Annotated in this window: 7 protein-coding genes and 1 pseudogene; 6 read left to right on the top strand and 2 right to left on the bottom strand. The window is 66.1% G+C overall.

Annotated elements, in window-relative coordinates:
- Positions 1-163 precede the first annotated feature (163 nt).
- The gene (locus tag AB6724_RS18810) at positions 164-1,255 is read right to left on the bottom strand and encodes a DUF72 domain-containing protein (RefSeq protein ID WP_369340065.1); all 1,092 of its coding nucleotides are present in this window, start codon (positions 1,253-1,255) and stop codon (positions 164-166) included.
- Between the two features lie 179 nt (positions 1,256-1,434).
- Between AB6724_RS18810 and AB6724_RS18815 the strand changes: the two genes are divergently transcribed.
- The 5 genes from AB6724_RS18815 to AB6724_RS18835 all read left to right on the top strand — a co-directional run bounded on the left by AB6724_RS18815 (position 1,435) and on the right by AB6724_RS18835 (position 9,916).
- Positions 1,435-3,798: a Tex family protein gene (locus tag AB6724_RS18815; RefSeq protein ID WP_369340066.1), complete on the top strand. Its 2,364-nt coding sequence runs from the start codon at positions 1,435-1,437 to the stop codon at positions 3,796-3,798.
- A gap of 54 nt (positions 3,799-3,852) precedes the next feature.
- A complete protein-coding gene (locus AB6724_RS18820; protein ID WP_369340067.1) occupies positions 3,853-5,091 on the top strand; it encodes an alpha/beta hydrolase family protein in 1,239 nt (412 codons plus the stop codon).
- Between the two features lie 60 nt (positions 5,092-5,151).
- A complete protein-coding gene (locus tag AB6724_RS18825) occupies positions 5,152-5,994 on the top strand; it encodes an HDOD domain-containing protein (RefSeq protein ID WP_369340068.1) in 843 nt (280 codons plus the stop codon).
- Between the two features lie 75 nt (positions 5,995-6,069).
- Complete coding sequence (locus AB6724_RS18830) at positions 6,070-7,185, top strand: patatin-like phospholipase family protein (RefSeq protein WP_369340069.1); 1,116 nt, start codon at positions 6,070-6,072, stop codon at positions 7,183-7,185.
- 223 nt (positions 7,186-7,408) lie between these two features.
- On the top strand, positions 7,409-9,916 hold the full coding sequence (locus tag AB6724_RS18835; protein WP_439329898.1) for an AI-2E family transporter: 2,508 nt from the start codon (positions 7,409-7,411) through the stop codon (positions 9,914-9,916).
- Between the two features lie 69 nt (positions 9,917-9,985).
- Here the strand turns inward: AB6724_RS18835 and gbd are convergent, their stop codons facing one another.
- Positions 9,986-11,122: a 4-hydroxybutyrate dehydrogenase gene (gbd, locus tag AB6724_RS18840; protein WP_369340070.1), complete on the bottom strand. Its 1,137-nt coding sequence runs from the start codon at positions 11,120-11,122 to the stop codon at positions 9,986-9,988.
- Between the two features lie 469 nt (positions 11,123-11,591).
- Between gbd and AB6724_RS18845 the strand changes: the two are divergent.
- Positions 11,592-12,500 (top strand): annotated as a pseudogene (locus tag AB6724_RS18845) (IS110 family RNA-guided transposase); the annotation flags it as partial.
- Positions 12,501-13,068 lie beyond the last annotated feature (568 nt).

Raw genomic sequence — 13,068 nt, forward strand, 5'->3', positions numbered from 1 at the left:
GGGTCGGCGCCCGGGTCAGGCTCGAATCGAGTCCGGTTCACCGGGCTTTATTTTTGATAGCTGCCGGCGCTTGTAGAATAAGGACTTCAGGCTTTTGGAGTCCAAGGAATAGAACCGTAGACGGTTTCGCCGCATGGCCTGCCCGGCCGGCGCGGGTCGCAGCTCAGGCGCGAGGCTGCAGATCGGCAACAGCCTGGGCCAGCAGGGCGATGGATAGCGGCGCGCAGCCCTCGGCATCGTTGCTGATGGTCACAAAAGCCGGCTGGCCCGCGCCCGTGATGCCGGCAATGGTGCGCGCCAGCAGTCCGCGCGTGTGTCTGTCCTCGCTGCGGATTTCGCCGAAGGGTTCGTGCTTTTTCTGCGCATCGGGATAGCCGTAGGCGCCGAAGACGCGGTTCAGATTCCAGCGGCAGACCAGGGGGCCTGGCCATAGCGCGCGCAGTATGGGCAGCTGTTCCTCTATGGGCGGCATCTTGCCGTGCAGGCCCAGGCAGTAGGTTGCGCCATGGGCCTTGAGGGTTTCGGCCAGGGAGGGGCCGAGCAATTCCGGGTCGCGCAGCTCCACGGCCACAATCACCTGCGGATGTTTGGCCAGAGCCTGGCGCACGGCGGCCAGCATCCGGCCCAGCTTATCGAACACCAAGCTGGGGCGGCTCAGCAGCCCCCAGGGCAGGGGGCTGAGCTGAAAGACCAGCACGCCGAGCTTGTCGCCCAGGCCTTCGAGCGTGGGCTCGACAAAATGCTCGACGGCCAGGCGCGGGTCCAGAAACGCGGGATTGGGCTCGCGCGGCTTGCCTTCCTCGCTGCGCACCTGGGCGTCGGTGATGCCGGCCGGGCACTTGACGACAAAGCGAAAGTCCGCATCCACCTGGGCGGCAAACGCCGCGTATTGGCTGGCCGTGAGCGGACGCCAGAAGGTGCGGTCCACGCAGACGGTGCGCAGCAGCGGATGGCGGTGATAGGCGGTCAGGCCTTTCTTGGCGAGCGCGCTGCTGTCGTAGGCCCCGTCCCAGACCAGTCCCTCCCAGCCCGGGTAGGACCAGGTGGAGACGCCCAGGCGCAGCCCGGCCGGCAGCTGCGCGGCCAGTTCCAGGTGCTGATCGGCAGCAGGGGCCAGGGCGACATCGCCACGCCGGGGCTTGCGCACGGCCGCAGGTTCGTCGTCGCCCGCCGGTGCCGGTGGGGGCTGTCCCGCGCCTGCCGAGGGCGGCGGCAGCTCGTCGGCAAAAAAATCGTCCTGGAACATATCTGACATGGCTGGAGAGATTTTAATGAAATCGGCCTTTTCTGCTTATTCGGCAAGCGGTCTTAGCTATGGAAACCATAGTTTTTAAGCATCTGTTGCACTTCCCCGGGGCATGGAGGCCGGTGGGGCCGCATGGCTATGGCAAACTCATTGGCTTTCTGTGTTGAACGCCGTGGGGCGAGTATCGAATGCAAAAAATCATTGCTCAGATTGCCGGGGAACTGAATGTCAAGCCGCAGCAGGTGAGTGCTGCGGTGGAACTGCTGGACGGCGGCGCCACGGTGCCGTTTGTGGCGCGTTATCGCAAGGAAGCCACGGGCGGTCTCGATGACACGCAGCTGCGCACGCTGGACGAGCGCCTGACCTATCTGCGCGAGCTTGAAGACCGTCGCGAGACCGTGCTCAAGGCCATCGACGAGCAGGGCAAGCTGACCGATGCGCTGCGTCTGGCGATTGCCGGTGCTCCCACCAAGCAGGAGCTGGAAGACATTTATCTGCCGTTCAAGCAGAAGCGCCGCACCAAGGGCCAGATCGCCAAGGAGTTCGGCATCGAACCTCTGGCCGACAAGCTGTTTGCCGACCCCACGCTGGACCCGCACAAGGAGGCCGAAGCCTTCTGTCGGCCCGCCACCACCCTGGACGACGGCAAGCCCGGCCCCGATTTCTCGACCACGTTTGCCGTGCTTGACGGCGTGCGCGACATCCTCTCCGAGCGCTGGGCCGAAGACCCGGCCCTGGTGCAGAAGCTGCGCGAATGGCTGTGGGACGAGGGCCTGCTCAAGTCCAAGAAGGTCGAGTCCAAGAACGAGAACGACCCCGAGGTCGCCAAGTTCCGCGACTACTTCGAGTACGACGAACCCATAGGCCGCGTGCCCTCGCACCGCGCGCTGGCCGTGTTCCGCGGCCGTGCGCTGGAAATCCTCGAAGCCAAGCTGGTGCTGCCCATCGAGCCCGAGCCCGGCCAGCCCAGCCTGGCCGAAGGCAAGATCGCGCTGCACCTGGGCTGGAGCCATGCCAAGCGTGCGGCCGACGACCTGATCCGCAAATGCGTGGCCTGGACCTGGCGCGTCAAGCTCAGCCTCTCGACCGAGCGCGACCTGTTTTCGCGCCTGCGCGAAGATGCCGAGAAGGTGGCCATCAAGGTCTTTGGCGACAATCTGCGGGACCTTCTGCTGGCCGCACCCGCGGGCCAGCGCGCCGTGATCGGCCTGGACCCTGGCATCCGCACCGGCGTGAAGGTGGCCGTGGTGGACAGCACCGGCAAGCTGGTGGACACCACTACGATCTACCCGCACGAGCCGCGCCGCGACTGGGACGGCTCACTGGCTGTGCTCGCGCGCCTGGTGGAAAAGCACAATATCAATCTGATCGCCATCGGCAACGGCACGGCCAGCCGCGAGACCGACAAGCTGGCGGCCGACCTGATCAAGATCGCCACCAAGGCCGACAAGAAAATCGAAAAGGTGGTGGTCAGCGAGGCCGGCGCCTCGGTGTACTCGGCCAGCGAATTCGCGGCCCAGGAAATGCCCGATATCGATGTGAGCCTGCGCGGTGCGGCATCGATCGCGCGCCGCCTGCAGGACCCGTTGGCCGAGCTGGTCAAGATCGACCCCAAGAGCATAGGCGTGGGCCAGTACCAGCACGACGTGAACCAGAGCGAGCTGGCGCGCCAGCTCGATGCCGTGGTCGAGGACTGCGTGAACTCCGTGGGCGTGGACCTGAACACGGCCTCGGCGCCGCTGCTGTCGCGCGTCTCGGGCCTCTCCGGTTCGGTGGCCAAGTCGGTGGTGCGCTGGCGCGACGCCAACGGCTCGTTCAGGAACCGCAAGCAGCTGATGGAAGTGGCCGGCCTGGGCGCCAAGACCTTCGAGCAGGCGGCGGGTTTTCTGCGCATCCGCGGCGGCGACAACCCTCTGGACCTGACGGGCGTGCACCCCGAGACCTATCCGGTGGTGGAGCAGATCATCGTCAAGACCGGCAAGCCCATAGACCAGATCATGGGCCGCGGCGAGGTGCTCAAAAGCCTCAAGCCCGAGCAGTTTGCCGACGACAAATTCGGCGCCGTGACCATCAAGGACATCCTGGGCGAACTCGAAAAGCCGGGCCGTGATCCGCGCCCCGACTTCGTGGTGGCGCGCTTCAACGACGGGGTGGAAGACATCAAGGACCTCAAGGAAGGTATGACGCTGGAGGGCACGGTGAGCAACGTGGCCCAGTTCGGCGCCTTCGTGGACCTGGGCGTGCACCAGGACGGCCTGGTCCATGTGAGCCAGATGAGCCACAAGTTCGTCGAGGACGCGCGCGAGGTGGTCAAGACCGGCCAGATCGTCAAGGTCAAGGTGCTGGAGGTCGATGTGGAGCGCAAGCGCATCAGCCTGACCATGAAGCTCGATGCAGCGCCCGCGCGCCGCGACGGCCCGCGCGACAACCGCTTCGAGGGTGCTGGCCGCGGCAACCGTGGCGGCTATGCGCAGCCGCAGCGTGGCAACCAGCCCACACAGCAGGGCGCGATGGCATCGGCCTTTGCCAAGTTGCAGGGCCTCAAGAAATAATCTCCTTCGGGCCGCCATCCAATAGAGCTACAGGCGGCTTTTGAGGGAGACAGAATGCGCAAGACCAGAGGCAGGGTGTTGCCGGTGATGGGTGTGGCCCTGCTGGTCGTGTTCATCGGGGCGAAGATGGGTTCACGCGGCTGGCTGTCGCTGGACCGCGCCCGGCACCAGACCCAGCAGCCGGCCCCCCTGGTCTGGCCACCGGCTCTGGCGGCCGCGGATGACGGGCTCTGCCATACCGTCAGGCTCACTCTGGCCCAGGTGGACAAGGCCCAGGAGCAGGGCTTGGCGATAGACCAGGGCCGACGCTGCATCACACGCGCGGCCATGGCCGAGCATGAGACTGCAAGCGCCAGACAGGCCGCGGCCAGGCAGCAGCGGGCCGCGCTGCAGGCCGAGCAGGCGGGGATCGAACAGGCCGTGGAGCAGCAGATTGCGAGCGGCACCATAGGCTTGCAGAACCTGATGCAGGCCAGGGCCGGCAGGAACACCGAGATCGCCGCGGCCCTGCTGCCGGGCGCGCGTGCGGCCATCAAGCCCATGCCGGTGCCGCCGGCAAGGCAGTTCGTGCCCATGGTTTACCAGAGCGGTGCTCTGAGGCTCAGGGCTTTTGTGACGCCCGACCCCGGCGACGGCAGCAAGCAGCCACTGATGGTCTGGCTCACCGGGGGCGATACCAACAGCCTGGGCGAGTTCTGGACCGAGGGCGATGCCGCCAACGACCAGAGCGCCAGCGCTTTTCGCAAGGCCGGCATGGTCATGCTGTTCCCCGCGCTGCGCGGCGGCAATGACAACCCGGGCCAGCGCGAATACTTCTGGGGCGAGGTCCAGGACGTGGCGGCCGCCATGCTGCAGGCCGCGCAACTGCCCTATGTCGATGCCTCGCGCATCTATCTGGGCGGCCACAGCACGGGGGCGACCTTGGCACTGCTCGCGGCGGCGGCCGGTCTGCCGGTGCAGGGGGTGTTTGCCTTCGGTCCCGTGGACGACGTGGGCGGCTACGACTGGCCCGTGAAATGGAGTCTGCTGCCGCCCGAGGAGAAGCGGCTGCGCTCGCCGCTGTACTGGCTGCATGCCGTCAAGAGTCCGACCTGGATCATCGAGGGCAGCCGCCGGCCCGGCAATATCAACAGCCTGGACAGGCTTTGCGCCGCACCCAGGTCGCAGCAGGTGCATTGCGTCTCGGTACAGGGTGCGGATCACTTTTCCGTGCTACAACCGCTGACACGCAGGATTGCCGGCCAGCTGGTCATGGGCCGGCCGCTGCAATTGCAAAGAGATGAGAAACTGTAGGCCGCAGAGCCTGGGTCAGGTCCGGAAGAGGGCCGGCCGGGCGCCGGGCCACGCACGCAAATGAGTCGCGCCAAACCTTTGAACCTGTCCACCCTGTTGGAGTCGCAGTCCGCGCTGCCCAGCCAGCCGCGCGCCGTGGCTTTGCTGTCCAGCGAGCTGCACAAGCCCGAGCCGCATCTGCGCAGTCTGGCCCAGCTGTTCTCCACGGACCCGGTGCTGACGGCGCGCCTGCTGTGCGCCGCCAACGGTCCCGCACATCTGATGCCCCAGCGCGTGCACAGCATTCCCGAGGCCCTGGTGGTGCTGGCTCCCGGCCAGCTGCGCCAGCTGGTGCAGAAAGCCAGGCCCGGCGCGGGCACGCAGACCGCGGCCAGCTGGAGTCTGGCGGCTTTCTGGAACTACAGCCTGGACACGGCCCGCATGGCGCGCGCTCTGGCCATGTCGGTGCAGGCCAATGCCTCGGCCGCCTATGCCTTGGGGCTGATGCACGGCATGGGCGAGCTGCTGCTGCACTGCGCCGACCCGGAAACCTGCGGCCGCCTGGCCGAGCTGCTGGAGCCCGTACACCCGCGGCGTGCGCAGGTGGAGATGCAGCTGCTTGGCTACTGCTCGGCCCAGATCTGCGCCGGCCTGGCGCGGCAGTGGAACTTTCCCGCAGCCCTGACCGACGCCATGCAGTTCATGCATACGCCGCTGGAGCAACCCCAGTTCGAGCCTCTGACCGGCGTGCTGCATCTGGCCATGTGGCGAGCCTCCACCCGTGCGCTGAACTGGAGCGACAAACGCCTGGCCGTTTCCTTTCCCGCCGAGGTGGGGCTGGCCCTGGGCATGGATATAGACATGGTGCTGCGCCAGGCCTCCATAGACTGGCACGCGGGCGGCGAGCTGGATCTGGCGCTCTGAGCTCCCGCCATGCATGGCCGGACCTGGTCCGCGCGTGCGACATGCGGGGTCCAGCGATATCGGCACAATGACGTCATGATCTCTTCGCAGCACGTCTTGCGCCTTTATGCGGGCCCCAAGGCCCTGGCCCATATTCGCCGGCACGGCCTGGCGCCCGAGGCCGTGCGCGTGATCCCGGCGGCTGCGGGCGGCCCCAAGGGGCTGATTCTGGGGCCGCTGGACCGTTTCATCTTCGGGCAGTGGCTGGCCCGCAGCGATCAGCCCGTGGATCTGGTCGGCGCCTCCATAGGCGCCTGGCGCATGGCCACGGCCTGTCTGCATCATCCGCTGCAGGCCTTCGAGCGGCTGGAGCGCGACTATATCGCCCAGCGTTTCGATCCGCCCGCGGGGCATAAGCGCACGCCTGCCTGGCTGGTGAGCCAGCGTTTTGCGCAAAGCCTGCAGGATTTCTATGGCGGGCGCGTGGCCGAGGTCCTGGCTCATCCGCGCTACCGCCTGCATGTGATCGCGGCGCGCGGCCGACGGCTGCTGGCGCGCGAGTCGCGCTGGCGCACGCCGCTGGGTTATCTGGGCGCGTTTGCCAGCAATGCCGTTCATCGCCCGGCCCTGGGGCGCTGGCTGGAGCGCGTGGTGTTTTCCACGGGCGAGGCCCAGGCCCTGCACCCCATGCCGTTTGGCTGCGGCGACCTGCGCACCCGCCAGGTGGCGCTGACCGAAAGCAACTTCATGGACGCCGTGCGCGCCAGCTGCTCGATTCCCTTCGTGCTGCAGGCCGTGCACGATATTCAAGGCGCGCCGCGTGGTGCCTATTGGGATGGCGGCATCACCGACTATCACCTGCATCTGGACTACCTGGCCTCGCGCTCGCTGCCTCAGGACGGAGAGGGCATCGTGCTGTACCCGCATTTCCAGAAGGCCGTGGTGCCGGGCTGGCTGGACAAGGCGCTGCGCTGGCGCCACGGGAGCAGCCGGTTTCTGGACTCCATGCTGGTGCTGGCACCCGATCCCGCCTGGGTGGCCGGGCTGCCGCACGGCAAGCTGCCCGACCGCCATGATTTTGTGGACTATGGCGCCGACCATGGGGCGCGCTCCCGGGCCTGGACCGCAGCCACGGCGGCCAGCCGCCGGCTGGCGGACGAGTTTGCACAATGGCTAGAGAAGCCCGATCCTGCAAGAGTGGAGCCGCTTTGACGTTCAGATGCCCTCAGTTTCGATAGCTGCCAGCGCTCTGTTGACAAGGGATTTAGCTGTGAAAACCTTGGGATACGAATGAATACAGGCGTCGGCAGCTATCAATCCATGATGTTGCCATTCGCGGCCGAGGCCGACGGCGCTGGCGGCCGGCCGCATTACCAGGCGTTCCGATAGTGGAGGGGCCTCGCGCAGCGCCGAAAACAGTTATGCAAGGTAGTCCATGTCTTTGAACGATGATTCCGCGCCTCGGGGCTGCAACCCGGGCTCCCTACAGGGGCCGGACGCCGCCGGGGCTGCGCTGGAGATCGAGCCGGCCCCGCCACTGGCGCAGCCGGCAGCTGGCTTCAGGGAGGCGCGCGAGCGCAGCGGCGGCGTGCAGCTTGAGAGCATGGTCCCGGCCCTGCGTTTGCTGATCGGGCTGATGATTGCCAGCATCGTGATTGCGGCGCTGTACTTCGGGCGCGAGATGCTGATTCCGCTGGCCCTGGCCTCGCTGCTGGGCTTTCTGCTCGATCCGGCCGTATCGCGGCTCAAGCGCTGGGGCCTGCCGCGCATGGCCGCGGCCATCGTGGTGGTGGCGATCGCGCTGGGCGCGCTGGGCGGCCTGGCCATGTATCTGGGCAGTCAGGTGCAGCAGCTCAGCGCCGACCTGCCGACCTATCAGTCCACGATCCGTGGCAAGCTGCGCAGCCTGCGCAAGAACGCCAACATGCCCAGCGCCTGGGACGGCGTGCTCAAGACCTATGACACCGTCGAAAAAGAGATGGAGCGCGGCAGCCAGCCGCGGGGCAATGTGCAGAAGGTGGAGGTGCAGTCGCCGGCCCCCAGGCCGACCACGCAGATGCTGCAGTGGCTGGGCCGTATTGCCGAGCCCGTGACCACGGCCGGCATCGTGCTGCTGTTCGTGATCCTGATCCTGCTGGACCGCGACGAGCTGCGCGACCGCCTGCTGCGCCTCATGGGCGGCAATCTGTATATGGCCACCGGTGCGCTGGACGAGGCTTCCGAGCGCATAGGCAAATACCTGCGCATGCAGTTCATCGTCAATGTCAGCTATGGCGTGCCGCTGGCCGCGGGGCTGTGGTTCATAGGCGTGCCCGGCGCCATGCTGTGGGGCGCGCTGGGCGCCATCATGCGTTTTGTGCCCTATGTGGGGCCGCTGATGTCGGCACTGTTCCCGCTGGTGCTGGCCTTTGCGGTCGACCCGGGCTGGGACATGTTCTTGCTCACGCTGGGGCTCATCCTGCTGCTGGAGCTGATCAGCAACAATGTGCTCGAGCCCTGGCTTTATGGCTCCAGCACGGGCCTGTCGGCGCTGTCCATCATCGTGGCGGCCACGTTCTGGACCGCGCTGTGGGGGCCTCTGGGCTTGATTTTGTCCACGCCGCTCACGGTCTGCCTGCTGGTGCTGGGGCGCAATATTCCGGCGCTGAAGTTCATGGAGGTGCTGCTGGGCAGCGCGCCCGTGCTGGGGCCGCAGCAGCGCCTGTACCAGCGCCTGCTGGCCGACGATCTGGATGCCGCCATAGGCCTGGCCGTGGCCGGCGTGCAGGCCAGGCTGCCCTCCAGGCCCGCGTCGCAGGATCGCGCCCTGGCCGTGAGCGGTTTTTACGACGAGGTCGGCATTCCCGCGCTGCGCATCGCTGCCCAGCAGCATCTGGAGTTTGCGACCGCCGAGCACAGGCTGAGGCTGTCCAGCGGCATGGACGCGGTGATCGAGGAGCTGCAGGAGCATTACGCGGCGCCCGGCGGCGCTGCCGGCGGCCGCGCCCAGCGCCGCCTGCGCATTCACAGCGCGGGCGTGCGCTGGGAGGTGGATGCGCTGGCGGCGGCCATGGTGGCGCATGCCGAGAGCCTGCATGGCCATGTGGTCAGCAGCTCGGACTGGGCGCTGGCGACGGAGGCCACGCTGATGTCACGCAGCGGCAATCCCCTGCCCGCCGATCATGAATGGATGAAAGCCATGCAGCAGGCGGATCTGCTGGTGCTGTCCAGCTTCAACCCCCAGCCGCAGAGCATGGCGCGGCGCATCCTGCGCCGCATCCGCCGCCATTGGCCGCGCGTGAACGTGGTGCTGGCGCTGTGGAACGCGCCCGCCGTGGCCGCGGACCCCGAATTTGCGGCCGCCTGCGGAGCCCAGGCCTGCGTGAGCAGCCTGCATGAGTTGCAGCTGTGGGTGGATGCGATGCAGGTCGAGGAGCTCAGCGATGGTGTGATCGCAGCCCCCGTGCCCGCCGAGGATGAGCTGCGCGTCGCGGCCCTGCACGCCAGCGGCGCGCTGGATGCGGCGCTGGCGCCGCTGTACCGCGAGACCGCGCAGCAGGCGGTGAATGTCTTCAACACGCGCTGGGCCCAGGTCTCCTGGGTGGATGCGGACCGGGTCTATGCGCCGGGCAGCCTGCTGATGCCCCAGGGCCAGGAAAGCGCCAGCCTGGCGCGCGCGCAAAGCATCTGCTCCTATGTGGTCCATGGCCGCGAAGCCATCATGATCGCCGACTTGGCGCGCGACCCGCGCTTTGCGGCCAATCCCGGCCTGCAGGAGCTGCAGCTGCGCTTTTATGCGGCCGCGCCCCTGGTGGACAGAAAAGGCCATGTGCTGGGCTGCCTGTCCATCATGGATGACCAGCCGCGCCATATGTCCGCCGACGACATGGCCTTGCTGGCCGCCATGGCCCATCAGCTCATGGACAGCATCCGCGAGGCGCGCAAGCAGGCGGGCATGGGCTGAGCAGGCATGTCCATGTGCGGGGCAGGCAGGCGTTAGGCCCTAGAGCGTGTCGAGATCGTCGACACGCTCTTATAGCGAGCCGGCGAGCAGCTGCTCGTAGTCCTGGGGCGAGGCCGGCCGCGGATTGCTTGCATGGCAGTGGTCCTTGAGTGCTCCGGCGATCACGGCTTCGAACTGCGCGCGCTCCACGCCCATGGCCGCCAGGCCCGAGGGCAGGCCCAGGCGGGCGTTCATGTCGCGAATCGCCGCGGGAATGTCGCTGCCGCTGGCCAGCCCCATGGCGTGGGCCATGCGGTTCAGGCGGTTCTCGCGGCGCACGCTGTCGGCCTCGGCATTGAAGCTCACCACGGCGGGCAGAAACATGGCGTTCAGCGTGCCGTGGTGCAGGCGCGGGTTGATGCCGCCCAGGCTGTGGCTCAGGCTATGCACGCAGCCCAGGCCCTTCTGGAAGGCCATGGCGCCCTGCATGCTGGCGCTCATCAGCTGGCGCCGGGCTTCGCCGTCGCTGCCCTGGCGCGTGGCGCGCTCGATATGGGCCCAGCCGCGCGTCAGTCCTTCGAGCGCAATGCCGTCGGCCGGCGGGTTGAAGGCCGAGGCCATGAAGGTTTCCATGCAGTGGGCAATCGCATCCATGCCCGTGGCAGCCGTCAGCAGCGGCGGCAGGCCGTAGGTCAGCTCGGGGTCGCAGATGGCCGCCCTGGGCACCAGATGCCAGCTGTGAAAGCCCAGCTTGCGATGGTCGTCAACGATGATGATGGCGCCGCGCGCCACCTCGCTGCCCGTGCCGCTGGTGGTGGGCACGGCGATCAGCGGGGCTACATGCGCGCCGATGCGCGGCGAGCCGCCTTCTATGGTGGCGTAATAGGACAGCGGCCCTTCGTGCGTGGCGGCGATGGCCACGCCCTTGGCGCAGTCGATGGCGCTGCCGCCGCCCACGGCGATCAGGCCGTCGCAGCCCTGGGTCCGGTAGATCCCCGCGGCGGCGCGCACGGCAGCTTCCGTGGGGTTGGACGGGGTCTGGTCAAACACCGCATGCGGCAGGCCACCGAGCGCATCGACGGCTTTCTGCAAAATGCCTGCGGCCTTGACGCCGGGGTCGCTCACGATCAAGGGCTTGGCGATGCCCACGCGCTCGCATTCCTGGCGCAGCAGCTGGATGGCGCCGAAGTCAAACTGGATCTGGGTGACGTAATTGATAAAGGCCATGGCTTGCTCGGGGAGGTGAATGCCAAAGAATCTAGAAGTCTCATGCTGCAGTGCAAAGAAAGCAAACCCTGAGGCACCCGGCATTTCGTCGCGCCGGGGACAGGCTTGGTATTCTGGGTAAATAAAGTCGTAAACTCGAAAATAAAGTCGTAAACAGCGACCTAGCATTCATGCGGGTTTGCGGGGGATGGTGGTGAAGAACTAAAGTCGTAAACTCGTCGCCCCCTGAAAAAGCGCTCCAATGGAGCGCTTTTTTTGATTGAACTGGATTGCCTTCAGGTCGCTAGTGCTGCGGTTCAGCGCACATCCAAATTGAGCTCACAAGGGAACTGGTTGTTGCCCCTTATTTGATCGCCCCTGAGGGGCGCGGCAGCAATCGAATACGAAGGGACTTTCCTAGTCCAGCGCTGATGCTCGAAGTTCAGCATGGATGTCCGGAAGTTCTATCGGAATTCGACTGGAGAATGCCATGACTGAACTGACTCATGGGCCCATCGTGCGAGTGGGCGTTGATCTTTCCAAGCGTCTCTACCAAGTCCACGCAGTGGATCAGTGGGGTCACCTGGTATTGGCTAAATCCCTGTCTCCCGAGCGCTTTTATGCATGGTGCGCCATTTTGCCGCAAGGCTGCCTGGTGGTCACCGAAGCCTGCGGCGGCTCGCACCATGTGGCAAGGCAGTTGCAGGCCATCGGTCTGGATGCTCGGCTGATTGCGGCGCACTTCGTCACGCCTTATCGGATGGCCGGCAAGAGTGGCAAGAACGACGCCAATGATGCGGCGGCGATCTGCGAAGCCGCCAGTCGGCCCCACATGCACTTTGTTCCCATCAAGAGCGCTGCGCAGCAAGGGCAACTGGTGGTGCATCGTTTGCGCGAAGGCTACAAGCAAGAACGTAATGCGTGCACCAATCGTATTCGGGGTCTGCTCACCGAGTTCGGTCTGGTGTTCCCACAGCGCCCGGAGACGTTGCGCAAGGTGTTGGATGAAGTGCTCGAAGACGCGAGCAATGAACTGCCTGGCATGGTGCGCCTGGCTTTGGAGCAGGCGCTGCTGCACTGGATTGATCTGGATATTCAGATCGCCTGGTGCGATGAGCGCATCGAGGTCCACCTTCGCAGCGATGAACGCGTCCAACGCGCCGCGCAGTTGCAGGGCATCGGCCCCATCACGGCCTCGGCACTGGTGGCTACCGTGGGGGAGTTCCAGCAGTTCCGCAGTGCCAAGCAATTCGGTGCCTAGCTGGGTCTGGTGCCCAGCCAGAACTCCAGCGGAGGTAAAACCAGCCTCGGCAATATCACCAAACGCGGCGATGATTACCTGCGCACCTTGCTGATTCAGGGGGCCAAGTCCGCTGTCAACACAGCGGCCATCCGCAACATCCTCAAGGGCGCGCGGGCGCTGAACAACAACGAGCCTTTTCCGGGCGAGCGCCTGCTGCATCGGGTGCTTGGCAAAAGCTACTACGCCCATGTGCTGCCGCCGCTGCCTGAAAACGAGGAGACGCTGCGCGAGCGTGCCGAGACGGAGCTGTCTGCGCTGCTGGGCAAAGGCAGCCAGGCACTGGTGGCGGCCTCGGGCTGGCTGGCGCGCTGGAGCGAAGGCCTGCGCGATAGATCCAAGTAACGGTGGACTGCCCCGAGTCAGGTAGACAACTCCCGGCCTCAAGCCCGGGGGCACTCAAGCGTCTAGGGACAGTCCACTCTGAGCGATCGCCCAGGACCGGATTCACATGGACTGAATCTGTGGGCGGAAAGCTGGGAGGTCGGCGCTATCAAGCTCCGTCAGCACACCGCGTGTGCCGGTGTCAAGCTAGCCAAGGATGCTGGGCTATGGGGGCTTATAAGTGTCTGTTTCCATTGAACCTGAATTGTGTTTGCGGCTTTGGTTCAACACGTCACTGCAAGTGATGCCGCGGAAGGCGCATGAATGCCAGGCCCGGGTTTGC

Source organism: Comamonas guangdongensis, from assembly GCF_041079535.1.
Classification (GTDB): domain Bacteria; phylum Pseudomonadota; class Gammaproteobacteria; order Burkholderiales; family Burkholderiaceae_C; genus Comamonas; species Comamonas guangdongensis.